Source organism: Microcoleus sp. AT8-A3 (assembly GCF_036705675.1).
Taxonomy (GTDB): Bacteria; Cyanobacteriota; Cyanobacteriia; order Cyanobacteriales; family Microcoleaceae; genus Microcoleus.
Genome location: NZ_JAUBVD010000016.1, coordinates 90,954 through 114,905 on the forward strand (window position 1 = coordinate 90,954; position 23,952 = coordinate 114,905).

Annotated in this window: 20 protein-coding genes and 1 tRNA gene; 13 read left to right on the forward strand and 8 right to left on the reverse strand. The window is 45.8% G+C overall.

Annotated elements, in window-relative coordinates; genetic code table 11:
* Nucleotides 1-70: 70 nt before the first annotated feature.
* Nucleotides 71-289 carry a hypothetical protein gene (locus tag QUB51_RS12280; protein ID WP_333208803.1) on the forward strand — a complete coding sequence of 73 codons (219 nt, stop codon included), beginning with the start codon at nucleotides 71-73 and terminating at the stop codon, nucleotides 287-289.
* A gap of 570 nt (nucleotides 290-859) precedes the next feature.
* Nucleotides 860-4,444 (forward strand): PAS domain S-box protein, encoded by a 3,585-nt coding sequence (locus QUB51_RS12285; RefSeq protein ID WP_333261778.1) that lies wholly within the window; start codon nucleotides 860-862, stop codon nucleotides 4,442-4,444.
* Between the two features lie 283 nt (nucleotides 4,445-4,727).
* On the opposite strand, the gene QUB51_RS12290 is transcribed toward QUB51_RS12285, so the two are convergent.
* Nucleotides 4,728-5,831, reverse strand: a complete 1,104-nt coding sequence (locus QUB51_RS12290) for a site-2 protease family protein (RefSeq protein ID WP_333261775.1) — start codon at nucleotides 5,829-5,831, stop codon at nucleotides 4,728-4,730.
* A gap of 1,269 nt (nucleotides 5,832-7,100) precedes the next feature.
* Between QUB51_RS12290 and ggt the strand changes: the two genes are divergently transcribed.
* Both ggt and QUB51_RS12300 read left to right on the forward strand, forming a co-directional pair.
* Entirely contained in the window at nucleotides 7,101-8,828 is a 1,728-nt protein-coding gene (gene ggt, locus QUB51_RS12295) for a gamma-glutamyltransferase (RefSeq protein ID WP_333055038.1), read from the forward strand.
* A gap of 527 nt (nucleotides 8,829-9,355) precedes the next feature.
* Nucleotides 9,356-10,237, forward strand: a complete 882-nt coding sequence (locus QUB51_RS12300; protein ID WP_333055039.1) for a choice-of-anchor L family PEP-CTERM protein — start codon at nucleotides 9,356-9,358, stop codon at nucleotides 10,235-10,237.
* Nucleotides 10,238-10,743: 506 nt separating this feature from the next.
* Here QUB51_RS12300 and QUB51_RS12305 read toward each other — a convergent pair.
* From QUB51_RS12305 to QUB51_RS12320, 4 genes are all read right to left on the reverse strand, one after another.
* On the reverse strand, nucleotides 10,744-11,901 hold the full coding sequence (locus QUB51_RS12305) for a pentapeptide repeat-containing protein (RefSeq protein ID WP_333208809.1): 1,158 nt from the start codon (nucleotides 11,899-11,901) through the stop codon (nucleotides 10,744-10,746).
* Nucleotides 11,902-12,009: 108 nt separating this feature from the next.
* The gene (locus QUB51_RS12310; protein ID WP_333055042.1) at nucleotides 12,010-12,858 is read right to left on the reverse strand and encodes an alpha/beta hydrolase; all 849 of its coding nucleotides are present in this window, start codon (nucleotides 12,856-12,858) and stop codon (nucleotides 12,010-12,012) included.
* A 195-nt stretch (nucleotides 12,859-13,053) separates the two neighbouring features.
* On the reverse strand, nucleotides 13,054-13,779 hold the full coding sequence (locus QUB51_RS12315) for a DUF3120 domain-containing protein (protein ID WP_333055043.1): 726 nt from the start codon (nucleotides 13,777-13,779) through the stop codon (nucleotides 13,054-13,056).
* Nucleotides 13,772-14,356, reverse strand: coding sequence for a hypothetical protein (locus QUB51_RS12320; protein ID WP_333231875.1), 585 nt, complete (start codon nucleotides 14,354-14,356; stop codon nucleotides 13,772-13,774). The genes QUB51_RS12315 and QUB51_RS12320 overlap by 8 nt, the downstream gene beginning before the upstream one ends.
* Nucleotides 14,357-14,834: 478 nt before the next feature.
* Here QUB51_RS12320 and QUB51_RS12325 point away from each other — a divergent pair, with 478 nt between their 5' ends.
* The 5 genes from QUB51_RS12325 (at nucleotide 14,835) to QUB51_RS12345 (ending at nucleotide 17,579) form a co-directional block, all read left to right on the forward strand.
* Nucleotides 14,835-16,073, forward strand: coding sequence for a ferrochelatase (locus tag QUB51_RS12325; RefSeq protein ID WP_333055046.1), 1,239 nt, complete (start codon nucleotides 14,835-14,837; stop codon nucleotides 16,071-16,073).
* A 292-nt stretch (nucleotides 16,074-16,365) separates the two neighbouring features.
* Complete coding sequence (locus QUB51_RS12330; protein WP_333055047.1) at nucleotides 16,366-16,608, forward strand: AbrB/MazE/SpoVT family DNA-binding domain-containing protein; 243 nt, start codon at nucleotides 16,366-16,368, stop codon at nucleotides 16,606-16,608.
* Nucleotides 16,605-16,949: an endoribonuclease MazF gene (gene mazF / locus QUB51_RS12335; RefSeq protein ID WP_333055049.1), complete on the forward strand. Its 345-nt coding sequence runs from the start codon at nucleotides 16,605-16,607 to the stop codon at nucleotides 16,947-16,949. The genes QUB51_RS12330 and mazF overlap by 4 nt, the downstream gene beginning before the upstream one ends.
* A 4-nt stretch (nucleotides 16,950-16,953) precedes the next feature.
* Nucleotides 16,954-17,241, forward strand: coding sequence for a DUF433 domain-containing protein (locus tag QUB51_RS12340; RefSeq protein WP_333055050.1), 288 nt, complete (start codon nucleotides 16,954-16,956; stop codon nucleotides 17,239-17,241).
* Nucleotides 17,242-17,267: 26 nt separating this feature from the next.
* Entirely contained in the window at nucleotides 17,268-17,579 is a 312-nt protein-coding gene (locus QUB51_RS12345; protein ID WP_333055051.1) for a DUF433 domain-containing protein, read from the forward strand.
* Between the two features lie 109 nt (nucleotides 17,580-17,688).
* On the opposite strand, the gene QUB51_RS12350 is transcribed toward QUB51_RS12345, so the two are convergent.
* The 3 genes from QUB51_RS12350 to QUB51_RS12360 form a co-directional block, all read right to left on the reverse strand.
* Complete coding sequence (locus tag QUB51_RS12350) at nucleotides 17,689-18,093, reverse strand: type II toxin-antitoxin system VapC family toxin (protein WP_333055052.1); 405 nt, start codon at nucleotides 18,091-18,093, stop codon at nucleotides 17,689-17,691.
* Entirely contained in the window at nucleotides 18,093-18,317 is a 225-nt protein-coding gene (locus QUB51_RS12355; protein ID WP_333055053.1) for a DUF2281 domain-containing protein, read from the reverse strand. The genes QUB51_RS12350 and QUB51_RS12355 overlap by 1 nt, the downstream gene beginning before the upstream one ends.
* A 144-nt stretch (nucleotides 18,318-18,461) precedes the next feature.
* Entirely contained in the window at nucleotides 18,462-19,742 is a 1,281-nt protein-coding gene (locus tag QUB51_RS12360; RefSeq protein WP_333261764.1) for an aminotransferase class V-fold PLP-dependent enzyme, read from the reverse strand.
* A gap of 95 nt (nucleotides 19,743-19,837) precedes the next feature.
* Here QUB51_RS12360 and QUB51_RS12365 point away from each other — a divergent pair, with 95 nt between their 5' ends.
* From QUB51_RS12365 to QUB51_RS12380, 4 genes are all read left to right on the forward strand, one after another.
* The gene (locus QUB51_RS12365) at nucleotides 19,838-21,706 is read left to right on the forward strand and encodes a TM0106 family RecB-like putative nuclease (protein WP_333261761.1); all 1,869 of its coding nucleotides are present in this window, start codon (nucleotides 19,838-19,840) and stop codon (nucleotides 21,704-21,706) included.
* Nucleotides 21,707-21,964: 258 nt separating this feature from the next.
* Nucleotides 21,965-23,047, forward strand: coding sequence for an esterase-like activity of phytase family protein (locus tag QUB51_RS12370; protein ID WP_333261758.1), 1,083 nt, complete (start codon nucleotides 21,965-21,967; stop codon nucleotides 23,045-23,047).
* A 56-nt stretch (nucleotides 23,048-23,103) separates the two neighbouring features.
* A tRNA-Asp gene (locus tag QUB51_RS12375) sits at nucleotides 23,104-23,177 on the forward strand.
* 78 nt (nucleotides 23,178-23,255) lie between these two features.
* Nucleotides 23,256-23,918, forward strand: a complete 663-nt coding sequence (locus QUB51_RS12380; RefSeq protein ID WP_333261755.1) for a Uma2 family endonuclease — start codon at nucleotides 23,256-23,258, stop codon at nucleotides 23,916-23,918.
* Nucleotides 23,919-23,952: the final 34 nt, after the last annotated feature.

Here is a 23,952-nt window from a genome sequence, read left to right on the forward strand (position 1 = left end):
TGGTTTGACTTCAAGCATTGACTGCGAGCAGAGAATTGGCTCTGAAATCTTTCTGTGAGCCTAAAACACTATGGCTTCTATAGATGGCAATGGCTCGACAAAAGCCACTGCCACCACTTTATATTTTGCGAGAATACCTATTCTCGCCCCTCGCTATATCCGTTTGGACAAGCGGGGGATTTTCCGCGTAGCTGTTGAAGAGAAGTTCTGCCGCAGATTGTGTACGGGATTTAACGGATGTAACGCATGGATGCTCACCAAGGGATTGTATAGCGCATTTAACGGATGAATGTTAAGTTTCGATGGTCGAGGTTCCAGGCAAGAAGCAGGTTAGGTTGAGCTACGAAACCTAACAAAGCAAGAAAATTGCGGAGGTATTCTGGGCCAAGAGTGCGTAATACCCGTTTAAAATTAAAAAAAAATAATGCAAGTGTCGGCAAACTCCAAAGCACGTGCTTCCTCATTCATCCCTAATTATTTAGGAATGAGAATTAAATAACTTCCACTCTTGAAAGTGGGATGGGCGTCCCGCCCGTCTTTTAAGGACGGGCTATAAGAGCCCATCCCACAATAACAATTAAAATTGTAAGTTATTTAAGTCGCGATCCTTAATCTAAAATCTAAAATCTAAAATCTAAAATTGTATAAGTTTCGTGCTTGCTCATGAGTTGTGTCTGTGTGGGAGGGGTTTTGAGGGCAAGGAAACACCTCGATCGCCCGTAAGTGAAATTACAGGCTGGAACAGTTAAAGTGTTAGGGAGCAATTAGTCACCAGCCTATGCCGTTGCCCCGATTCGCGAGCAAAACTTCTCAACACCAAATAAAAATCCCCCTGCGTCACCTTCTAGTGGCCTCTTTTGTGCTGCAAATCGTCGCAGCCGTTGGGATTGTCGGGTATCTGTCCTTTCGCAACGGAGACAAAGCAGTCGAAGAGCTCGCCGAGAAATTGATCGCGGAGACGGGAAAGAGAGTTGAAGAAAAGCTGATTTCTTTTCTCGAACCTACCCAGTGGGTAAATCAACTTAACGCCTCGGCGATCGAGCGCGGTGAATTAAACTTACAGTTAGAAAAGCCCCAGCCTCGGGGAGAGAAGTTCCTCTGGCAGCAAATGCGATCTTTTAAAAGCATTCAATGGATTTCCTTCGGTGCTGAAAAATCAGGAGAATATCTCGGCATTTGGCGCAACCCCACTGATCGCAGCTTGCAAATTGTCGCGGCGAACAAGTCTACCAACTTTCAGAACATATACTACGCTACAGACGGCAACGGCACTCGCACCGCTAAATTAAAGGCAGAACCCGGAACCTACGATGCCCGTCTCCGCCCCTGGTACAAAGAAGCTGTCGCAGCTAATAAACCGATTTGGACGAGTATTTATCGAGGTTTTACTCCTGGGACTGTTTTTATTGCTGCCAGCCAACCAATTCGCGATCGAAATGGTAAATTGCTGGGAGTTTGTGCCGTAGACTTTTCGCTCTCGGAGCTTCAGCAATATCTCCATCGCATCAAGCTTAGCAAAACGGGACAAATTTTCGCGATCGAACGATCGGGCTTGCTGATTGCCAGTTCAAGTCAAGAATCACCCTTTAGAAAGATGTCGGGAAACCCGCAACTGCAGCGGCTGAATGTTTTAGACAGCCAAACTCCTATCATTCGCACCGCAGCTAAATATTTGTACGAACACTTCGGGGGCTTTGGCGACATTAAGCAGCGACAGCAATTGCAATTTAGCCGAGACGGGCAGGAATATTTTGTGGAAGTGCTGCCGTTTTCTGATGTTTACGGTTTGAACTGGCTGATTGCGATCGCAGTGCCCGAATCCGATTTCATGGGGCAAATTAACAAAAATACGCGCACTACAATTTTACTTTGTTGGGCGGCGCTACTGCTATCGACAATTGCTGGAGTGCTGACAGCTAGGTGGGTAACGCTGCCGCTGTTGCGGCTCAATGAAGCAGCTAAAGATATTGCCGCCAGAGAGTTCGATCGCGCTGTGGCTGTCAGTAGGCTTGAGGAAGTCGGCGAATTAGCCCAGTCTTTCAACGAGATGGCTGCTCAACTGAAAAAGTCTTTTCAAGCTTTGGCAGAAAGTGAAGAAAAATTTGCCCAACTGGTAGAAAATTTGCCTGTTGGAGTCTCGGCGATGACTCCGGGTGGCGCAGTTATTTTCATGAATTCGGCGGGTGAGCAGATATTGGGTAGGGGAGAAATGCCCGATGCTACCGCAACAGAGCTAGCAGAAGCTTATCAAACTTATATAACAGGAACCGATCAACTTTACCCGGCAGATCAAATGCCGTTTGCACGGGCGTTGAGTGGCTTCGAGGTGATTGCTGAAGATATGGATATTCGCCTGGATGGGAAAAATATTCGTTTGGAAGTGCGAGCGCTGCCGGTGTTTGACGGTGGGGGGAATATCCTTTATGTTCTTAATGTTTTTAAAGATATTACGGCTCGCAAACACGCAGAGCAAATATTGGCTGACTACAACCGTACCCTGGAAATTGAAGTAGTCGATCGCACGATCGAGCTAGCCTCGATCAATGCCCGCTTGCAGCTCGAAATTGAGGAGCGCCAGCAAGCTGAAAAAATTATCCGTCAAGAGCGCGACTTTAACTTAAAGATTATCGAAAATTCTCCGATTTTTTTTGTGGCGATCGACTCTGAGGGTAAAATCCTGCTGGCGAATAACTGTATGCTGGAAGCGGTGGGCTATACTGCCACAGAAGTTGCAGGCAAAGATTACTTAGCGACATTTGTACCCCCAAGCGATCGAGCCGGATTGCATTCGATTTTTACGGGCGTAACAGCGCGGGAGCAAACGGTTAACGAACATCGCATTCTCACTTCGGACGATCGGACTTTGTTAGTGGAGTGGCACGGCACACCGGTGCTCGACGAAGGTGGCAACCTGGATTTCTTGTTTGGATTTGGGATTGATATTGGCGATCGCAAACAAGCACAATTAGCCCTGCAAAAAAGCGAAGCTCTGTTTCACAAATTAGCGAACACTGTTCCGGGAGAACTTTACATATTCGTGCAGCATCCCGACGGATCAGTCAAGATGGAATATATCAGTCCTCGATGCCGAGAGATTCAAGAATTAGAGCCGGAGGAAATCCAGAACAACTCTGCTTTACTCTACGAACAAATGCACCCGGACGATCGATCCAGTCACTTCGAGGCAATTGTCAAAAGTGCCACTGATCTAGAACTATTTTCCCACGAGTGGCGGATTGTGACAGCATCGGGAAAACTCAAATGGCTGCAAGGTTATTCTCGACCAGAATTGCGCGAAAATGGAGATATTGTCTGGCACGGCATAATTATTGATACGAGCGATCGCAAACAAGCAGAACAAGAACTTCAACAAGCCAAAGAAGCCGCAGAAGCTGCCAACAAAACTAAAAGCCTCTTTCTCGCCAACATGAGCCACGAATTGCGAACCCCCCTCAACGCCATTCTCGGCTTCGCTCAATTAATGGAACCCAGCACTAATTTAACTTTGCCGGAAAAAGAAAATATCAAAATTATTCGCCGCAGCGGAGAACACCTGCTCCAAGTGATCAATCAAGTCTTAGACTTATCTAAAATAGAAGCTGGCCGCATGACACTCAACGCCAAAACTTTTGACTTGTACCGCTTGCTGGGGGACGTGAAAAATATGTTTCAAATTCCGGCAAAAAATAAAGGATTGCAATTAATTATTGACTGCTCTTCCGATGTTCCCCAATACGTGCAAACTGATGATGTTAAGTTGCGACAAGTGCTAATTAACTTATTAGATAATGCGGTTAAATTCACCCCTTCGGGTTCAGTTTCAGTTACTGTGGATCCGAATAAAAAACAAATAATTAAGCCTATATTGAACGAAGATTTTGATTTTGTGAAAACTCAAAATACAGTCATTATTTCCTTTGCAATAGCAGATACAGGAGTTGGTATTTTCCCGGACAAATTAGAAAGCATATTTGAATTATTGGTGCAAACTGCATCTGAAAAAAAAGTTCAAACAGGTACGGGTTTAGGATTAAATATCAGCCGCGAGTTCATAAGATTAATGGGGGGCGACATTACCGTCGAGAGCGAAGTGGGACAAGGGACTGTCTTCAAGTTTGATATTCAAGTTGTTACCGCAACGGGTGCTGGTGAAGTCATCAATAAATATGTTGAAGTCAAGGATTTATCGCCGAGTTCAAGTATGGTACAAGAAAAAATATCTGATAGTGCTGCAATATTTACGCTGGACTCCAAGCCGAAAGTTTCCCCAGAATGGGCGAGAACTCTAAAACAGGCAGTCCGTGAGGCTGACTTCGATTTGATTGCCACAACTATTGAGGAAATCGGCAGCGATAATGATGTTTTTGCGGAAGTTCTGAGGAATCATCTATATAATTTTGATTATCAAAAAATACTAGATTTGATTGCTGAAATTGAGCGATAGGGGGCTGAGCTTTCGAGTGCGCCGAAGCCCACCTTATCTATAAAGTAGCTGTTCTGCATAGATGCTCCCCGAACAGTTATTTTAGCTGCTGCCACAAGAGTCATGAGATGGCATAAGGTGTTCGTTCAGACTCTCAATACACTATGATAATCATGTTTGATTTACTGCTAATAATTGAGTGGTTGACTTGACTTTTTTGAAGCTAAAGTTAACCCCCCCGATCGCCCTTTTGGTAAGGGTAAATCGAGGGGGTTAACTCTTATTTGTCAAGTATCTGAGGATATCAAGCAGGGTTCGCTTCGGCTCGTCTTTGTAACAGGCGGGCAATTTCAGCTTTTTCTACAAGTCCTACTAGGACACCGTTTTCGCGAATGACGGGGAGTTCTTGTACTTTGAGTTGTTCCAGAAGGGTGACGACTTCAAGGAGGGATAATTCTGGTTTGACTGTGGTGGAAAATTCGATCGGCTTCAGGAGTTCTTTGACTAAAACTTCGGGCCAGCGTCCGGTAGGAATGGTTTTGAGGTCATCAAGGTCGATCGCCCCTACCAATTGTCCGGCATCATCTGTTGCCAGGAACCTGCGCCAGGTTTGAGTGCTACCGATAACGTAGTTGTTGGCAAATTCTCTGAGGGACAAGTCTTGGGAGACGATCGGACTTTCGGGGGTAACAGCATCTGCGGCTGTCAGGCCTGCCAGTTGATTTTGGACTGTGGCATATTGGGCCGATTGACCGGCATTTTGCAGTAAGAACCAACCGATTACTAAATTCCAAATATTGCCGAACACGCCTGTAGCAATGGCAATCCAACCAATTATTTGACCGACGCGGCTAGCAAAAATTACACCTTTGTAAGGGTTGCCAGTAATTTTCCAGACAATTGCTTTGAGGATGTTGCCACCGTCGAGGGGCAAACCGGGAATTAAGTTAAATAAGGCTAGAACTAAGTTGATGGAAGCTAAAAGTCCCACGATGGCTGCTGCGGGGCCTGTGAGTCCAGCACCGATGCCTATGGCTGTTAACAAACCGGATAAAAATAAGCTAACCAACGGGCCTGCAATGGCTACCCAAAATGCTTCGGCTGGGGTTTTGGATTCTCTTTCTAAATTAGCCAGTCCGCCAAACAGAAATAGCGAAATCGATTTCACGCCAATTCCCTGTTTAATGGCTACCCAACTGTGTCCTAATTCGTGGGCTAAGACGGAAGCAAATAACAGTAACGCTGTGAATAATCCCAGCATCCAGGGCGCTACGGGGCCCAATGTGGGAAACAGGGCAGCTAATGCGCCGCCGTACTGCCAGGTTACTAAACCCAGAACTAAAAACCAAGATGCGTTGACAAAGAAGGGAATCCCAAACAGGTTGCCGACGCGAAATGTACCGTTCATAATGGCTACCTCTGATTTTACGAAGGAGAGGTTTTTCTCTCTGTCTCCTTATCGTAACGAAACGTAACGGCGATGTTAATGCTTCCATTAGGGTGTTATCCGTCTGTGGAGGTTCGGTTTGCGGAATCATCATTGGCAAATGCGGTTGAGTCCGCCTGGGGTTAAAAATCCCTGTCTGAAAGCGGAAGTCCTCGCTATGAGGGCTGATGAGGATATTTTCTTTTATTTTCTGTTTGAGTTTTGAGTCGGTTTTAACTCAATAAGCTGTGGAGCATTTAAACCACTAACGAGTTTGTATGGTGCGTCAGGAGTGAACACTTACGCTTACAAGGGAAACACTTCTGTACGCTGGGCACCCTACTATCGTCTTTTAAATGCCGAACAGCTTACGCTTGGGTTAAAACTGTTTATTCCGGGCGAGATCCTCCTCGCATCCCCCTTGCTAATCAGGGTGAATTAATTTTCGGAAAAATCAACTAAGCTGATTGGAGTAATTGCTGACGTTACCTGAAGGATTGAACTGGTTTATCTCGGCACTGAAAACCGAAAAGCAACTCACTGATATTTTCAAGTTGGTTAGCCATCAATCTTAAAGCGCAGGGGTTGAGTATTCGTACTACTCATCCGATCTTTCGGGAGCATCTTAATATTTGTAAAAACACTTCTTCTGGCTCCTTCCTTCTGACTTTTTCCTCCTGCCCCGCAGCAAGATGGCCTCAAAACTCTAATTTATAGCTAGTCTGCTTTCATTGAGATGCTCCCTTGTCACCCTCCGCGATCGCAGAGCGTTATTATAACTTGATGAGGGAAAAGATCCCAAATGGCTTCTATAAATTGTACTTGACCACGAATTTCTTCATGTGGTACCCGCCACGTGATTTATCCGTGGAATCAATCCAAAATCGAAAATCCTCAAGCCCCCGCATTTATCTGGCGCAAGTCAATTCTTTAATCTAAAATCTAAAATCTAAAATCTAAAATCGATTGACTTTAGGGGCAAGATATAAAGGAGCATCCTGTCAATAGCGGTTCTTGTGAACCCATTTGAGATATTTATGGCGATCGACAGACAACGGGCGATCGACTCGCACCCTCCAAGATGTCAAATGGGTTCTATACCAAATTAGATGAGCTTACCGGGCTTATTGTACCATATTCATTTGTTTAGATGGATGTGTTACTTTACTTGGAAATGGAAAAAGCCGTCGTAAAAGGACGGGGTTTTAAACCCAATCTTCTGATAAAAAACCCTCGCCTCACCCGTAAAAAATGTTGCAAAATTTATTGATTAAAGTACGAATTTATACTTGTTGCCTAACAGTCTTGGTGTTGGGTGGCTGCCAGCAACAGCTACAGCCAACCTTGCAGCAGCAGCGCAGCAAACAGGGGATGGCAGTTTCCGCTCACCCTCTGGCGAGCGCTGCGGGGCTGGCCCTGCTGCAACAGGGCGGTAATGCAGTGGATGCGGCGGCTGCTACTGCTTTGGCGATTTCGGTGGTGGAGCCTTTTTCGGCGGGTATCGGCGGCGGGGGTTTTTTGCTCCTGCGGCGGGCCGAAACGGGGACTGTGCAAGCGCTGGATTTCCGGGAACGAGCTCCGCAACGGGCAGCGCGGGATATGTACCTCGACAAGCAAGGGAAGGTGCGCCAAAGGGCAAGTCTGGACGGGCATTTGGCGGCGGGTATTCCGGGCACTGTTGCTGGACTTTATACGGTGCACCGCGAGTATGGTAAGTTGCCTTGGGCACAGGTGGTGGCGCCGGCGATCGCCCTGGCTGAAAAAGGCTTTCCGGTAAGTTCGCGGTTTACCACGGCTACCGGGCGACGACAGGAGGTGCTCAAAAAAAACCGGGCGGCGCGGGAGATTTTTACTCGTGGTGGCATTTTATACCAGCCGGGTGAGCTTTTGGTGCAGCGGGATTTGGCGCGGACTTTGCGGCAGATTGCACAAAATCCCCAGAGTTTTTATACCGGGGACATTGCGCGGGCGATCGCCGCCGACATGGCTAAAAATGGCGGCATTATCACTCTCGAAGATTTGAAAAACTATACGCCGATTTGGCGAAATCCGGTTTGTGGCAACTTTCGCAGTTACGAAATTTGCGCGATGTCGCCTCCTTCTTCCGGCGGCGTTCATTTGTTGCAAATCTTAAATATTCTGGGAGATACGGATCTCAAGAGGTTGGGAAGGCAAAGTCCAGATACTTTGCACTTGCTGGCGGAGAGTATGAGGATTGCTTATGCCGATCGGGCTGAGTATTTGGGCGACCCGGATTTTGTGAGTGTACCAGTCAAAGCTCTAACTAGCACCAATTATGCCAAATTGAGACGATCGCAAATCCAAATGTCAAAAGCCAGACCCTCCAGCGAGGTAAAAGCTGTTGACGCTGAAACTTTGAACCGTCTCCTGTGGGAGTCTCCCGAAACTACCCACCTCACGGTAGTTGACAAAGAGCGCAATGTGGTATCTTTGACGTTTACAGTGAATGGCGGTTTTGGGGCTGGAGTCGTGGCTGCAGGTACGGGAATTTTGCTCAACAACGAGATGGATGATTTTGCAGCGGCGCCAGGAGTGCCGAATTTGTTTGGTTTGGTGGGCGGGGAGGCAAATTCGATCGCCCCTGGGAAAACTCCTTTATCCAGCATGACGCCGGTCATCGTGACAGAAAATGGCAAATTTCGCCTCGCTGCGGGGGCTCCCGGAGGCAGCACGATTATTACTACGGTGTTGCAAATTGTGCTGAATGTGTTGGTTTACGACATGAATGTTGGTGAGGCTGTATCCGCACCGAGGATTCACCATCAGTGGCTGCCCGATCGCCTGATGGTGGAACGGGGAGGTTTTGAGGCTGCGACGCTTTCGGAGTTGCGGCGGCGGGGACACCAGATTGTCGAAGGTGATGGCTGGGGCAATGCCAATGCGATCGTCCTGACTGCGGATGGTTGGTTGGAAGGGGCTGCCGATCGGCGCGGCGAAGGAGAAGCAAGGGGATTTTAGTCAACAGTCAGTCGATTAGAGATTTTAGACTTCGACGCGCCGTCGAGTCGCACTCAGTCGAAGGATTTTAGATTTACTCCAGAGATCAATCTGGGATATTGAACTAGGGTCAAAAATTTTGATCTCTCTACGACAGGAATCGGGGGCTTGTATGGTTTTTTTGGGCGAGGTCATCTTTCATGAGTCATGAGTCCTTAGCTATTAGTCATCTTTCATGAGTCATGAGTCCTTAGCTATTAGTCATGAGTCATTTTGGAGAGTCCCAACGGTATCAAAACCAGGTTTTTTGGGTTGCCAGTGCGTAAGGGATAAAATTATTAGTCTGTGTACTTGTATTTTTGCCTCCGTATTTTTGCGCTGAGGTTTATAGGCTGACAAACTGCCAATAACTACAAAAAAAAATAACCACACAAAGCGTAAATCTACTTATATGTAAAGTTATTGTAAAGCTACTAGACATTAATAGTTATATAATGTAAAAATTAAGGTGTGCAGAGAATCAGGTTTGTATCTTTTAGGAAAAATTTATGATAATTACTCACAAAAATGCTGCCTTAACAGCTACATTAACTACTGCTCTGAGTTTGTTGGCAGCGCCAGCCATGGCATTTTCGGTAGGGGCAACGAATAACACTGAGACTTTGAAAAATAATTTATTGGGAGCTAATACAGTCGGCTTGAGTAATTTTTCTGTTTCAATTACGGGTAATTCTGCTGCTTTTGGTACTTTCACTAATGACCCCTTCGGTTTGACATCAGGTGTTGTTCTGAGCACTGGTAGAGTCACCGATATACCGGGTCAGAATCGGAAAGATAACTTCACGACAGAGGACAGCGATTTAAGCACGGATTTTGGTGCTAAGGGTGAACAAGGGGATACGACTCAGCTAAACCTCAGCTTTTTTGCTAATAGCACTGTTCAAAAGTTATTCTTTCAATATGTATTTGCTTCTGAGGAGTTTCCTGAGTTCGGCGGTTCTAATAAATATAATGACAATTTTGAACTGCTGCTGAACGGCACTAATTTGGCAAAATTGAGCGACGGAAAAACTGTTACGATTAATAATCTTGTTCCCGATCCATATAATCGCTCTAAAGATCACCCCGACTATATTGACAACCCAAGTTGGACAGGTATTGCTGCTAACATCGTTAAGCTCGACGGTTTTACTAAAGTTTTAGGTTTTGAGGGTTTGCTCAAGCAAAATCAGACGAATGTTCTCAGCATCCGCATTAAAGATGTGGGCGATGGCTATTTAGATTCTGCTGTATTTATTAAAGGCGGTTCTCTGGAGACGGTTCAACCTGAGCCGGTTCCCGAACCGATGACTGTGGGGGGTTTGATGGCGGGAGGCGCTATGCTGGCTGCTGGACGAAAGTTACGCAATCGCCGTGGTGGAAGTAATTAATAAGGGATGTTGAAGGAAGTTCGGCAACGGATTCGCTGGCGCGAGATGTAACGGATGTCGGGGAGAAGGAAGAAGGAAGAAGGGAGAAGGAAGAAGGAAGAAGGAAGAAGGAAGAAGGAAAAAACAGAACAGGAACCATGTTGGCGGTTGCTGTAATATGAATCTCGATTAGCCGTGTTGGAGACAGAAAGGGGGTTTGATGAACGAACAAACCTCGTTGCAGTTGTTGAACCGGGTAAAAAAACTCGGTTTGTGCGATCGCGATCGCGTAATATCATGTCAAGTAATTTAAGCATTATGGGTACGCAGCGAGGAATGCAAGTCCTCATAGAATTCTGACGACGAACCGCCTCACTACGAACCAATTTTCTTGCGGTTGTTCTAGCGGACAGTATATAAGTTTTTATCCCAAATTCGCAAAGGGCGGATTTTTTTGTATTTGGAGTTGCAGCAAATATTGCGGGTAAAACCCGCGTCTACCACCACTGACTAAAAACTAAATATATTTAGCTATGAACAGTACCGTCGGGTAAGATTGTACCTGTTAATGTAGTCCGGGTAAGTTTGACCATAACTCGATCGCCGTAACCAATTTTCGCTCCTGTCAAGTCAGCACCGCTCAAGTCAGCACCGCTCAAATCGGCTCCGATTAAGTTGGTTTCTCTCAAGTTGGCATTGATCAAACAAGCTCCTAACAAATTAGCCCTGAACAAGTTAGCTTGGTGCAAATTCGCGCCTGTGAGATTGACGTTGTGTAGAAAAGCATCACTTAAGTCGGCTTCACTCAGGTTTGCATTGCTCAAGTTTCTCCCTGAAAAATCCTTTTCTTTTAAGGAAGCTCCTTTGAAGTTGGAACCGCTCAAATCGGGAGCTTGGGGCCCCGCTTGGCGGTAAGACTGAGATGGCGGGGGCTGCGATTGGTAGCGGGAGGCCTCTGAATAGGGCCCTGCAGGGTTTCCCCCATAGTTTCCCGCATAATTTCCAGGATATTTCCCTGAAGAGGGTTCAGAAGAGTAGCGGGGTTCTTTTGGGGTGGCTGGTGGTGGCTGAGTGTTTTGCTGCTGGGTGTTTGGATACTGAGTATTTCTGTACTGAGTGTTTTGGTACTGAGTATTGGGTTGCTGAGCGTTTTGGTACTGAGTGTTTTGTTGCTGAGTGTTTCTGTACTGAGCGTTTTGTTGCTGGGTAGTTTGTTGCTGAGTATTTCTGTACTGAGCGTTTTGTTGCTGGGTAGTTTGTTGCTGAGTGTTTCTGTACTGAGCGTTTTGTTGCTGGGTAGTTTGTTGCTGAGTGTTTCTGTACTGAGCGTTTTGTTGCTGGGTAGTTTGTTGCTGAGTATTTCTGTACTGAGCGTTTTGTTGCTGGGTAGTTTGTTGCTGGGTATGTTTGTGCTGGGTGTTTTGTTGCTGGGTGTGTTTGTGCTGAGTATGTTTGTGCTGAACGTTTTGATTCTGACCTCTTGGTTGAATCGATCGCAATTGTTCGCGAGCTTGATTAATTTCCTTAATCTTCTCTTCAGCTTTCTGTAGTAGTCTGGGATTGTCTTTGGGGATGCGATCGGGGTGCCAAATGAACGCTAAATCCTTGTAGGCTTGGCTAATTTCTTCTCTGGAAGCTCCCGGCAACAGTCCCAGCACTTTATAGTATTGGTCGAGGTCGTTCATTGTACCACCTTTCGCTTTAAGAAATTAGAAATTAAAAATTAAGATCGGAGCAAAAGCCGTTCTCAAAGCTTGCGTGTCCGATCGTACATTAGATGAACAATAACTCAGCTAAGCCGCTGCTGGCAAAAAGTCTCGAATTCGCTGCAAGTATGTTGCGGCATCCTCCAGCATCGGAAAGTGAGCCGTATTCGGAATTATAACAAATTCTACTTTTTTGCTGAGGGAGGCTGCTTGCTCTCCCATGGCGGCGGGAATAATTTGGTCAAATTCTCCTGCCACAAGCAGTGTGGGAACACTCAGCCGCGCAAATTCTTGGGGCATTTCCTCGGCTGCTCTTTTACTGACTGCCGTCACCATTGTACCAATAGCAGCTTGCTCGTCTGCCATTAAAAAATCCTTGAGAAACGCCAGACTGACCTCTGTGGGCAGGGAACGGCGCAAAAACCGGGCCATAAATAGCCGATCGGCAAAAGGGATCGATGCCAGCCAAGATGGTCTAAATTTTACCACATAGCCACCGAATTTGTGAAAAGTTGTAAAGGCTTTTTCGTCGTATTCAAAAATCCCGCTGCAAGTGAGAATTGCTTTTTCTACTTTTTCAGGGTAAAGGTTGAGAAATAAAGTAGCAATTGATGCACCTGTGGAGTGAGCATTGAGAAAGACGCGGCTTAAATTCAGAGATTCTAATAATTCCGCTAAGTCGTGGGCATAGGTTTCGAGTTCGTAGCTGGACTCAGGAGGCTCTTTCGGCAAGGGCGATCGACCAAAACCTCTCATATCGTAGAGCAAACAATCAAAATCATCAGCAATAGCCCGTGCCGTGCTTTCCCAGTAGCGCGCTGAACCCGCCCAGCCGTGCAGAAATACCATCACTGGTTTCCCGCTGGGTTGGGCCGTGTTATCTGCCGTTATCCACTCGTAATAATGTTCTACACCGCGAATTGAAATGAAAGACATGATATTGATTTTGGATTCTGAGATTTTAGATTTTAGATTTTAACTCATAATTGTTCCGTAAATACCAAAATTCCCGACTTCTTTAAAAAGTCAGGAATCTCAAGACTACATCCCTCAAAAAATTCTGCGTTAATCTGCGTCAATTTGCCCACATCTGCAGTCAAAAAATACCAACATAAAAACTAATCATAAATCTTAAGCAGCAGAAGCAGCCAACCAAAATAAACCATCTACCAAAAGCGTGCTTAACACCGCGCCGCTGAAAGCGCGCCAGTGCAGTTCTCGATCGCGCAAACTCAGCAAACCGACTGTTAGCAACACAGCGATTAGAACTAAAGCACAGCCTATGCCCCAAGGAGTTTCAATTTGACCGATCGCACTTTGAAAAATCGGCATAGCTAATTCCGGTTCCGCGTGCATCACTTGGCGCCAGTAGGGCATCAACCCAGTTAAATAAAAATATAAATCGGTAATAGCAGTGCCAAATAGGGAACCCAAGTAAAAATAGCTGCCAACTTTTCCCCAAGATTTGCCCAAGCACCAAATAGCAAAAGGCAAGCCAATTGCTTCTATAGGTAGATGTAAAATTGGTTCCCATCTAAACCAGCCCCAATAGATAGAACCTGCGAGCCAACAGCCGGCAAATCCTAATAATAAATCTCCCCAAAGTTGGGTTTTGGGGCGGAAAATTAGAATTAAACTCAGAACGAACCAGGGGATAGTTGACAGCAAACTGATGGTTGGATATAAACGCACTAACGGTGCTTGCACGAAGACGGGAATTGAGACTAAAAATGCTGAGGCGCTAAATATCAACCACTGTTTGATGGTGTTTGTTGTGGCTGAAGAGACAGAATTGTCGAGGCGGGCGATGGTGGCAATAGGTGCGATCGCTGAGGATACTAAATTTAGATTAAACAACTGATTGGACTCCGTATTGTTTCAATAGGTGGACTAAAAATTTTGCTGCGGTTGTGGGTGCGAGAGTCTCAATGCCGGCGGCGGTTTGGCTGAGGTGCCAGCCTTTTGCCGTTTGGGGAGCTCGCCATAAATCCAAATGTTCGATCGCGGGATCTGCATAAAAGCTTTCTCCACCGCCACCGAGAATTGCCGAACTCCAGTGCGTAAAGCGATCGTGGCTGATGCGGTGGATGGGAAAATTTCCCACCAGAGGTACTCCCCAACCGTCTAAGGCAAAAAAAGCCCCGACTTTGCCACCGAGTTGCTGCCACAGAAGAGCCGCCCCGATCGCCCCGGCTACTCCTGCCGAAAAGCTGACAAATACTAGACTTTCTCCTGCTAACTTTTCGCTGCACAAAAATTGCAATATGTCAAGAGCTGAGAAAGGCGGATATTTATGAGCGGGAAAAATCTTGACACGATCGACTATTTGCTGGTTTGGGCGATCGGCTGCCAGTCCCCAAAGCCCCGAAAGTCCCGTCAGGAAACAGTCGGTTAGCTTTGGTTCGTGAACTCCGGGGCAAATTACCAGTCTCATAGTTCGTCAAGAAAGTTAATATAGTTCGCAACATAACTTTATCATATACCTACTATATCATATACTACCCCAGGGGATAGGGTGTTAAACTTATAATAGAGTCAAGTTTGAAGAGTATCCCCCCAAGTTAAAAGCTGGGAACGCTCCAAACCCCATTAATCTGAGGCAAGGTCAGGGAGTCTTAAGAAAACATGAAACTTATCCCCCCCCGCCCCATCTCCTGTCAAGCTTAGCAAAGGCTGATTCTAGTTCTAGCCACCCTACGAATTTCGGGTCAGGGTCAAAAAACCGACTTAGGACTGATGCCCATCAATCCGGTTTCTAGGATAAATAAGAGGTTTGACCGGGAAGTAGGGGCGCAGAAACCGGGAATCAGCCCAGCACGCAACCGTCGTGCGATCGCACACAATGAAAAATCTCCGATTCACCCTTCATCCTGTTTGGATCTCTTAGAATAAATAAAATTGAGGAATACAAAGTGGTTGCTTCTCCAGAAAAAATCGAGTACAAAACATCTGCAGCACCCGCAAGTAACGATCGCGTTGCTGTATTGCTGATGGGTTATGGCGAAGTCGAAAGCTACGACGATTTTGCCAACTACAACGAACAAGCTTTAAATTTGCTTACGGCAAAGTTTGCGCCAGTACCGCTGTGGATTTATCCGCCGCTGGCGAAGATTTTAGCAATCTTTGACTTGCACGAGTGGAGTCACCAACACGGTAAATTCGTTTCGCCGCACAATGCAATTTTTGAACAGCAGCGCGCCGGGATTGAAAAGAATTTACAGGAGAAATGGGGCGATAAAGTAAAAGTGTTCAAAGCTTTTAACTTTTGCGCGCCGTTTTTGCCGGAACAAGTAATTCCGCAAATTCAAGCAGAAGGATTTGACAAAATTCTGATTTACCCGCTGTTGGTAGTTGATTCTGTTTTCACCAGCGGCATTGCAGTCGAACAGGTGAATAAAGCTTTAGCACAAACCTTTGATGGTAAGGAACATTGGGTAAAAGGACAGCGCTACATTCCTTCTTTTTACGATGAACCTGCTTACATCCAGCTAATGGCGGATTTGGTAGAAGAGGAAATTAAGAACGATTTAGCTGTAGCGCATTTGCCTTCTCAGATTGGGATTGTGCTGATGAATCACGGTTGTCCGCACAAGGCGAAGGGCTTTACTTCGGGAATTGTGGAAAGTCAAGCTTTGTACGATCGCGTGCGGGAACGTTTGATGTATCGCTATCCTTTGATTTCGGTGGGTTGGCTGAATCACGACACGCCGCTGATTGAGTGGACGCAGCCGGATGCGACGTTGGCTGCGAAGAATTTGATCGATTTGGGTGCAACTGCGATCGTCTTTATGCCGATCGGATTTGCGACAGAAAATCACGAAACATTGTTAGATGTAGACCACATTATTGAGTCTTTGCAGAAACAGCGTCAAGGAGTTACTTACCGCAAATTGCCTTGCGTTAACGACCATCCAGAGTTTCTGAAAATGGCGGCCGAGTGGGCAAATCCGCAGATTGAAGCGTTGTTGAGTGAAACTGCGGTTGCTGTTAATCCGAGTTTGGCTTCCGCGCACCGCGAGCACAGCCATTCTCACGGGGAACACGGGCATTCTCATGGCGATCGCGGACACAATCACGGTGGACATTCTCACGGTGGGCATTCTCATGGTGATCGCGGGCATTCTCATGGCGGGCACGGGCACAGTCATTAATAGGACTTAGGCCTGAGAGCTCAGAAACCGGGTTTTTTGCGAAGATACTGCATGGAAATGGCAGATTTAGTGAAAAACCCGGTTTCTTTTGTTGGGGTGCGTAGGTCGAAATTTGGGCGAAAAGGGCGATCGTCCTTTGTTGTTTTTAGGGAAAGGGCGATCGGCTTTTTTGTCAAATTTTCTGTGCTTGTCAAACATCCGCTTAGTCGCTACACTGTAGATACTCTGTATATACTTTCTCTGAGAAAGGGTAAATTCCTCAGAGTGATATCACTAACTAGAGGTTCAGGCTATGGTTGCGACGATCGCAAAATGGGGAAACAGTCTTGCTATTCGGATTCCACAGAATTTAGCTAAAGAGATTAACTTGACTGAGGGTTCCGAAGTGAAGCTTGTCTTGATAGATGGCAAGCTGACAATCGAGCCTATCGTTCGTCGGCGGTATTCGCTTGAGGAGTTGATCGAGGCAATGACGCCAGAGAATGTTCATACTGAGATTGATACTGGAATTGCTGTGGGGAACGAAGTTTGGTGACACAATCAAATCCCTACATTCCGAGTCGAGGCGATATCGTTTATTTAGACTTTGACCCAACTAAGGGACACGAGCAAAAAGGACTTAGACCTGCTTTTGTGCTGTCGCCTCGCTCCTACAACGAGAAAAGCTCCTTAGCTCTATTTATGCCGATTACAAAACAACAAAAAGGGTATCCTTTTGAAGTTATCCTACCCACTGGATTAAAAGTTCAGGGAGTAATTCTTGCCGATCAAATTAAGTGTTTAGACTGGAAAGCTCGCGGTATTCGATTGGTTGAGTCGGTATCTCAAGATGTAATTGAAGAGGTACAAGCTAAAATAGAGCCGTTGTTATTGTAAAAGCATGAAGTTCACGGGGCTGGATAAATCAGACGATCGCGCTTTTCCTGAAATTACCTATGTGCGGGGCGCTAGCGGCGAACTCGTACCCGTTTTGCGCGGCACTCGGTTGCGAGTGCAAACAGTAGTCATCGCAGCCCAGAAATGGGGTTTTTCGCCAAACCAAATTTCCGCTGAGTATGATTTAAGTGAAGCTCAAGTGAACGATGTTTTCGCTTTTTATGCGGCCCACTCTCAGGAAATAGACGCATCTATTGCTGCTGAGCGAATTATCGAAGCTGCCAATATATAAACCGCTATAGCATCTGGATATCGATTATGACCATCAAAGAACAACTTCTCCAGACCATTGAAACACTGCCGGATGACTTGCTAGCACAAACGCTGCAATTCGTTCAAACCCTTCAACATCCCATTCACAAAACTCCAGGAATTTGTGGCGGTGCAGCGCGAATTCGCGATACCCGCATTCCCGTCTGGACGATTATCGCCTACCAACAACAGGGCGCAACTGAAGCCGAACTTCTCTATAATTATCCAGGACTCACCCTTCAAGATTTGCAAGCGGTTGCGGACTATTACGAACATAACCGAGAAGAAATCGAGCTGTGGCTTGCTGAAAATGAATAACTGCCGATGCTAAAGTTTTACTCAAATGAAAATTTCCCGATCGCAATGGTTGATTTACTGCTCTCTCTCAAAAGGCACAAGAAATATTTCGCTACTATTCGATTCATACTCACCAAATTGTTTGAATAGTGGTTAACGCTTGAATTTTTGCGTCGCGAGTAACTAACGGAAGACTCAAAGATAAAGCAGTAGCCGCAATAATCCTGTCTGGCATATCAGGAACTGTTGCCCTGTCAATTTGTTGAATAGTTGCCGAGATATTGCGATCCAAAGGTGCTAGCAAAATCCCCACATTTGGATCGTCCGCAGCATTTAAAACTCGTGTCAGCACTTCGCCTGCCAAACGCCCTCGCTCAATCAAGTAAGCAATTTCTACAATTGAAATTGCGGAAAAGTAGATAAAATTTCCCTCGTTAACCGCTTGTTCTAATGCTATTAATGCTGCTGGCGACAATCTTGGTAGTTCAAAAATGTACCAAATTAGGGTATGGGTATCTGCTACGACTGAAGGCATCAAACAATCTCCCTGGGAAAATTTCCCCACATTTCTTGTCGGGCTTGGGCGATGTCTTCTTCCGTAATATCTACTTTTAAGTCAGCACACAACCCTTTGGCACTCTTTAGGGGTCGTTTAGCCATAGTTTTTTGTTGAAGAAACTCAGCAAAATCTAAAACTTCTTGCTGCCTCTCTGGTGGCAATTCCCGCAACTTATCTAAAACTGCTTGCTCTAAATTCATGGTTGATTTTCCTCCGCGATTTATCCCAAATAATCTTCACGTCTTTGATTAGCAAATATCCTTTTTTATCAAGATGATTATTGTAACACAAGTATCTTGATTTGTGTGGTGGCGGTTTTAACAGCCGACTCTTATCAGGAATTTTTAACTAACTTGACGCAAAATACCCTCAACTAACTTATCAATCTCCGCCTCCGTTGTAAAATAGTGAACACAAGCCCGCACACAATCAGGATTAAGAATAGTCCTTACCATACTCCCCTGCTTCTCTAACAAATCAACTAGCTGCTTGTGCGGCATCCCGTTAGTTAATCGAAACGAAACCAAACCAGCTTCCGGCGCCAATTTCCGCAAACATTCCACATCAGGAAGTACCGACAAACGCTGCCAGAGATACTTACTCAAACGGCAAATTTCTGCATACCTTTCCTCGATCGTACCCCATTCATGTTGCAGGGCGATCGCACTCCGCAAACCCGCATACAAAGGATAAGCCGAAGTCGCAATTTCATAGCGCTGCGATCCAGACTTCCACCCAAGCACCTTAGCATTAGCATCCGTCACAATTCCCCGCCAACCGATAAACACCGGATGCAAATCTGCCAAAGCTTCCGCACTCACATAAAGCCCGCCCAAACCTTCCGGGCCGCACCACCATTTGTGACCAGTAAAAGCATAAAAGTCAACCCCCGATTCAATCAAATTCAAAGGCAAAACCCCCACAGATTGAGCCGCATCAACTAACACCCTAACTTTGTGCTTCTTTGCAGACAAATCCTCTTGTCTCCCCCCTTGAATCAGGGAAAAATCCTCTTGCCTATCCCCTTGAATCAGGGAAAACCCCTCTTGTCCCCCCCCTTGGCAAGGGGGGGTTAGGGGGGGTTCATGACACACTTTCACAATCTCAGCCAGAGGCAAAACTTGGCCAGTATTCCACAAAATGTGACTGATAACCAACAAGCGAGTATTTGGCCGCAAACTATCAGCAATCACCGCCACCGGATCACCTTCATTCAAAGTAGCCGCCAACGGACAAACCGAAACCTCAATGTTGAAACGGCGCTGAAGTTCCATTACACTAGCTACAATGCCGGGGTGTTCGCAATCAGAAAGCAGCAAATGGTCGCCTGCTTTCCAGTCAATGCCCCACAGCGCAATATTGCAGCCGACGGTGACATCTTCAGTTAGGGCGATGGTTTCAGGAGGTACCGTCAACTCAGATGCGATCGCACGTCGCGTCAGCATCGCCTCCTGAACCACCCAAGCCCCCACCTCCCCCGAAAACGGCCCCCCAAGCTGCACCCGTTTGTAAGCCTCATAAATCGCCTCTAAAGCAGGCTCAGGCAGCGGCCCTTGTCCGCCGTAGTTAAAATAAGCTTTATTGGCCAAAGCAGGGAATTGTTGCCGATGATTGTCCTTTGTCATTTTTTTTGGGGAATTATTGATAGCGTTAATATTGAATAAGTAATGCTGTGAATTTTATACCTTTTGCCGGATACTCTATGCCTTGCGAATACTAAATGTTAATAACTGACAAACTACTACTTTCCTATCAGCGATGCCATCTCCGAGCATTTTTAGACACCTGCGGAGACTGGAAACAACTAGATCCCCCCAGCGACTTTTTGCTGAAACTGATGCGCGACAGCGCCGCATACCAGCAGCAAGCTTTGGAACAGGAGACTTACCAACAACCATATTATCCGAGAGGGGATTGGGAAGCCGGCGCGGCCGCTACATTGAGTTTAATGCAGCAAGGGGTCGATCGCATTTACCGAGGAGTTCTGATCCAGGGCGAATTCGGCAAAACCAACGGCGCAACAACTTCTGTGGTAGGAATTGACAGTCAATATTTCCCAGAATTTGGCGAAATCCCCGAAACTCCCGTTCATCTCTCATCCTCCAATCTTCACTCTTCAAACATTACCCTGATCAGCCGCCCCCATTTATTAATCAAACAGCCGGGACAATCAAAATTTGGCAAGTGGAGTTATATTACTGCGGATATTTGGCTTAGCAAGCGACCAAAACAAGAGTATCAAATTATCGCAGCTTTTCACGCCCAAGTTTTAGCTTCCGTACAGGAAACAATGCCAGAGACTGCGTGGCTGATGCTGCGAAAAAAAGGGTGGTGGCAGGTGAATCTAGACCAGCGAACTCCTCAGATGTTCGAGATTTTAGACAACTGCATTCAAATGATAGAAAATCGGGATAAACCAGAGGTGTTCATTTCCCGGCAAAAGTGCAATCTTTGCGGTTGGTATACTATCTGTCACGCCGAAGCCGAATCTATTAAACATCTTTCGTTATTGCCGGGAGTTACTGCCAGCCGCTATGCTAGACTAAAAACTCTCGGAATTACTGATGTACAAGCTCTCGCTAATGCTAGTTCCAAACTGCTGGCTGAGTATCCCGAATTCCCGGACAGAGTGGCTTTTGATGTCGTGCAGCAAGCTCGATCGCACTTGCTAAATCAACCGCTGTTGCGGGAAGAAGGAAGTTCGGCAACGGATTTTGTAACGGATGTAGCGGATGTAACGGATAGAAGTTCGGCAACGGATTTTGTAACGGATGTAGCGGATAGAATTTCGACAGCGAACACTGTACGGGATTTAACAAATTTAACGGATCTAGGTGTGAGGAAAGAAGGAATAAGGGAAGAGGCAGAAGTTAATGAATTTATAACCATACCTGAAGTTGCCGAGAAGAGTTTAGCAAAAGTTAATCTTGTTCTGGGAAAAACTACAGAAAATAAACCTGCGACATCTTCTATACCTGCGCCAATTCTCCGCAAAAAACCAATTCCGTATTCCCAATCTGTGTTTTTGCCGATCGCCCCAATCGAACTCTACTTTGATATTGAAGCCGAACCAGAGTTAAACTTGGATTACCTCCACGGAGTCTTAGTTGTTGACAGGTACAACAATACGGAAAAATTCCACGGTTTTTTAGCTGAATCAGCAGCAGAGGAAGGTGCAATCTGGGAGCAATTTTTAGAATTAATGTGGGCTTATCCCATTGCTCCGATTTTCCACTTTTGCGACTACGAAGTCAAGACTTTTAAGCGACTGGCTAAACTTTACAATACTCCAGCTTATTTGTGGAAACCCGTGCTGAAACGCTTTGTAGATATTCACAAACAAGTGACGCAAAAAGCGATTATGCCGGTGGAAAGCTACGCACTCAAACCAATTGCCCGTTGGCTGGGTTTTGACTGGCGAGATGCTAAGGCGAATGGTGCTCAGTGCGTCTGCTGGTATGACGATTGGCTCAAAACCGGCGATCGATCGCTCTTGGAGGCGATCGTCCGCTACAATGAGGACGACTGTCGTGCTACTTATGTCGTTAAAGATTGGTTGACCAATTTTTTGCTGAATCAGAAACAGTGAATTTATGATTTAACGAACCGCGAAGGCGCAAAGGGCGCGAAGGAAGAAAGAGAAGAAGAAGGTAGTTAAGCTAAAAAATATTTGCTTGGTCTTTTGAAAAATATTACACTTCTTGTATTCGGCCTCCTGTGAAATTATTGTGGGGTGGGCATCTTGCCCGCCCCAATATGCAGGCTCAAAGTGAAATAGTTTAATAGCCTACTTATTCATCAAATGCGAAATCTAATAAAAGCAACTATATTTATTGTCTGTTTTTTGATGGCAGCAAGTGTTGCTATTTGGGTAAATCAATCAGCTCAATCTTTCGCTGTTACGAAAATAAATTTTATCGGCAGAGCAATATTTCCTACAGGTTCTCAGTTTCAGGGGACGGAAATTGGCGGACTTTCGGGCATTACTTATGATGGCGATAAACAAGTTTATTATGCCATTTCTGATGACCGCAGCAGCAAGGCTCCGGCGCGCTTCTATACTCTCAAAATTAACTTGCAATCTGGGAAACTGGAAAAAGAGCAAATAACTTTTACTGGTGTCACTACTTTATTAGATGAAAACGGCAAAGGTTTTCCTGAATTAAGTTTAGATCCCGAAGGGATAGCTTTTACTGGCAATAGCGTGTTTGTTTCTTCTGAGGGAGATGTCGATCGCCAAATAAATCCTTTTATCAAAGAGTTCTCTCTAGATGGTAAACTCCTGAAAACGCTGGCAATTCCAGAACTATTTTTGCCCGACGACAAAGGCAGTAAAGGCATCCGCAACAATCTATCATTTGAAAGTTTAACTTTAACGCCCGATCGCAAACACCTATTCACCGCTACCGAAAACGCCTTGGTACAAGATGGCGCCGCAGCTTCCCTGGAAACCGGGACTCCGTGCCGGATTTTGCGCTACGATGCGGTGAGCGGCAATCCAGAAGCATCGTTTCTCTACATCACCGAACCGCTACCCGCTGGTGCGAATCCTGTGGGAAAATTAACTAGCAACGGTTTAGTGGATTTGTTGGCGATCGACGATAACCGCTTGCTGAGTTTAGAGCGTGCTTTCTCCCTGGAAACCGGCACAACTATCAGAATTTTTGAGATTTCTCTGGAAAAGGGCGATCGTATTGAAGCACTCGAAAGCCTCAAAAGCCGTCTGGGCGAGGTTTCTCCCGCTCAAAAACGCCTGCTGCTGGATTTGGAAACCCTAAAAATTCCCCTAGACAACATTGAGGGGTTGACATTTGGCCCCGCCCTGGCGGATGCTAGCAGAGGTCTGATTTTGCTGAGCGACAACAACTTCAGTCCGCTGCAAGAGACTCAGATTTTGGGCTTCCAAATAAAAGTTCAAAAAACCTCTTGACAAAAGGTGAAGTGATAGGCATAATAGAAATTGTGCCTGAAAAAACGGCAAAACGAGGGACAGTAGTTCAATTGGTTAGAGCACCGCCCTGTCACGGCGGAAGTTGCGGGTTCGAGCCCCGTCTGTCCCGTTCTCTCGTAAATCGAAAGTTTAAAATACAAAGTTTAAGCTTTTGGTATTTTATTAATTGAGTAAGGAGGAGCGAAATATGACTGTTACGCTCATTAACTTCTCACCGGAAAAAACTACACAACGGGTAGTATTATCTAATATCAGTTGGCAGACTTACGAAAGCTTATTAGCAGAAGCAGGAGACAAGAGAGCCTCGCGATTTTCATACTCTCAAGGAGTCTTAGAAATTCTCATGCCATCCGACTTGCATGAAACTATTAACTGTTTGCTCAAACGGATTGTTACAGCTTTGACTGAGGAGTTGGACTTGAAGATTAAGGGATTTGGTTCGACGACTCTCAACCGTGAAGATTTAGAACAAGGTGCAGAACCAGATTCATGTTTTTATATCCAAAATGTCGATCGCATTCTAGGGAGAAGGCTTGACATCTCAACCGACCCTCCCCCAGACTTGGTAATTGAAGTTGATATTACCAGTCCTTCTTCTAATAGATTTGTCGTTTACACACAGCTAGAAATCCCTGAAGTTTGGCGGTATCGGGGACAAACTGTACAAATTTATCAATGGCAAAATCGGGAATATATTACTTGCGATCGCAGTCCGACATTTCCCATCCTTTCTGTAGCAATGCTCAATCAATTCTTGCAGATGGCAGAAACTCAAGATGACAATGCCATAATTCGGTCTTTGCGTCAATGGGCGAACGAGCAGTTGCGATCGCCCGAAAGCGAGCAATAATACTAAACTTAATTTAACTAATTCCTTTCTCCCA

Coding starts and splice junctions, on each gene's coding strand:
- ggt (WP_333055038.1), top strand. CDS start 7,101: ATGTTGCAAAATTTATTGATTAAAGTACGAATTTATACTTGTTGCCTA.
- QUB51_RS12300 (WP_333055039.1), top strand. CDS start 9,356: ATGATAATTACTCACAAAAATGCTGCCTTAACAGCTACATTAACTACT.
- QUB51_RS12280 (WP_333208803.1), top strand. CDS start 71: ATGGCTTCTATAGATGGCAATGGCTCGACAAAAGCCACTGCCACCACT.
- QUB51_RS12350 (WP_333055052.1), bottom strand. CDS start 18,093: ATGCCTTCAGTCGTAGCAGATACCCATACCCTAATTTGGTACATTTTT.
- QUB51_RS12345 (WP_333055051.1), top strand. CDS start 17,268: ATGACCATCAAAGAACAACTTCTCCAGACCATTGAAACACTGCCGGAT.
- QUB51_RS12290 (WP_333261775.1), bottom strand. CDS start 5,831: ATGAACGGTACATTTCGCGTCGGCAACCTGTTTGGGATTCCCTTCTTT.
- QUB51_RS12370 (WP_333261758.1), top strand. CDS start 21,965: ATGGCAGCAAGTGTTGCTATTTGGGTAAATCAATCAGCTCAATCTTTC.
- QUB51_RS12355 (WP_333055053.1), bottom strand. CDS start 18,317: ATGAATTTAGAGCAAGCAGTTTTAGATAAGTTGCGGGAATTGCCACCA.
- QUB51_RS12305 (WP_333208809.1), bottom strand. CDS start 11,901: ATGAACGACCTCGACCAATACTATAAAGTGCTGGGACTGTTGCCGGGA.
- QUB51_RS12340 (WP_333055050.1), top strand. CDS start 16,954: ATGAAGTTCACGGGGCTGGATAAATCAGACGATCGCGCTTTTCCTGAA.
- QUB51_RS12365 (WP_333261761.1), top strand. CDS start 19,838: ATGTTAATAACTGACAAACTACTACTTTCCTATCAGCGATGCCATCTC.
- QUB51_RS12310 (WP_333055042.1), bottom strand. CDS start 12,858: ATGTCTTTCATTTCAATTCGCGGTGTAGAACATTATTACGAGTGGATA.
- QUB51_RS12380 (WP_333261755.1), top strand. CDS start 23,256: ATGACTGTTACGCTCATTAACTTCTCACCGGAAAAAACTACACAACGG.
- QUB51_RS12360 (WP_333261764.1), bottom strand. CDS start 19,742: ATGACAAAGGACAATCATCGGCAACAATTCCCTGCTTTGGCCAATAAA.
- QUB51_RS12330 (WP_333055047.1), top strand. CDS start 16,366: ATGGTTGCGACGATCGCAAAATGGGGAAACAGTCTTGCTATTCGGATT.
- QUB51_RS12320 (WP_333231875.1), bottom strand. CDS start 14,356: ATGAGACTGGTAATTTGCCCCGGAGTTCACGAACCAAAGCTAACCGAC.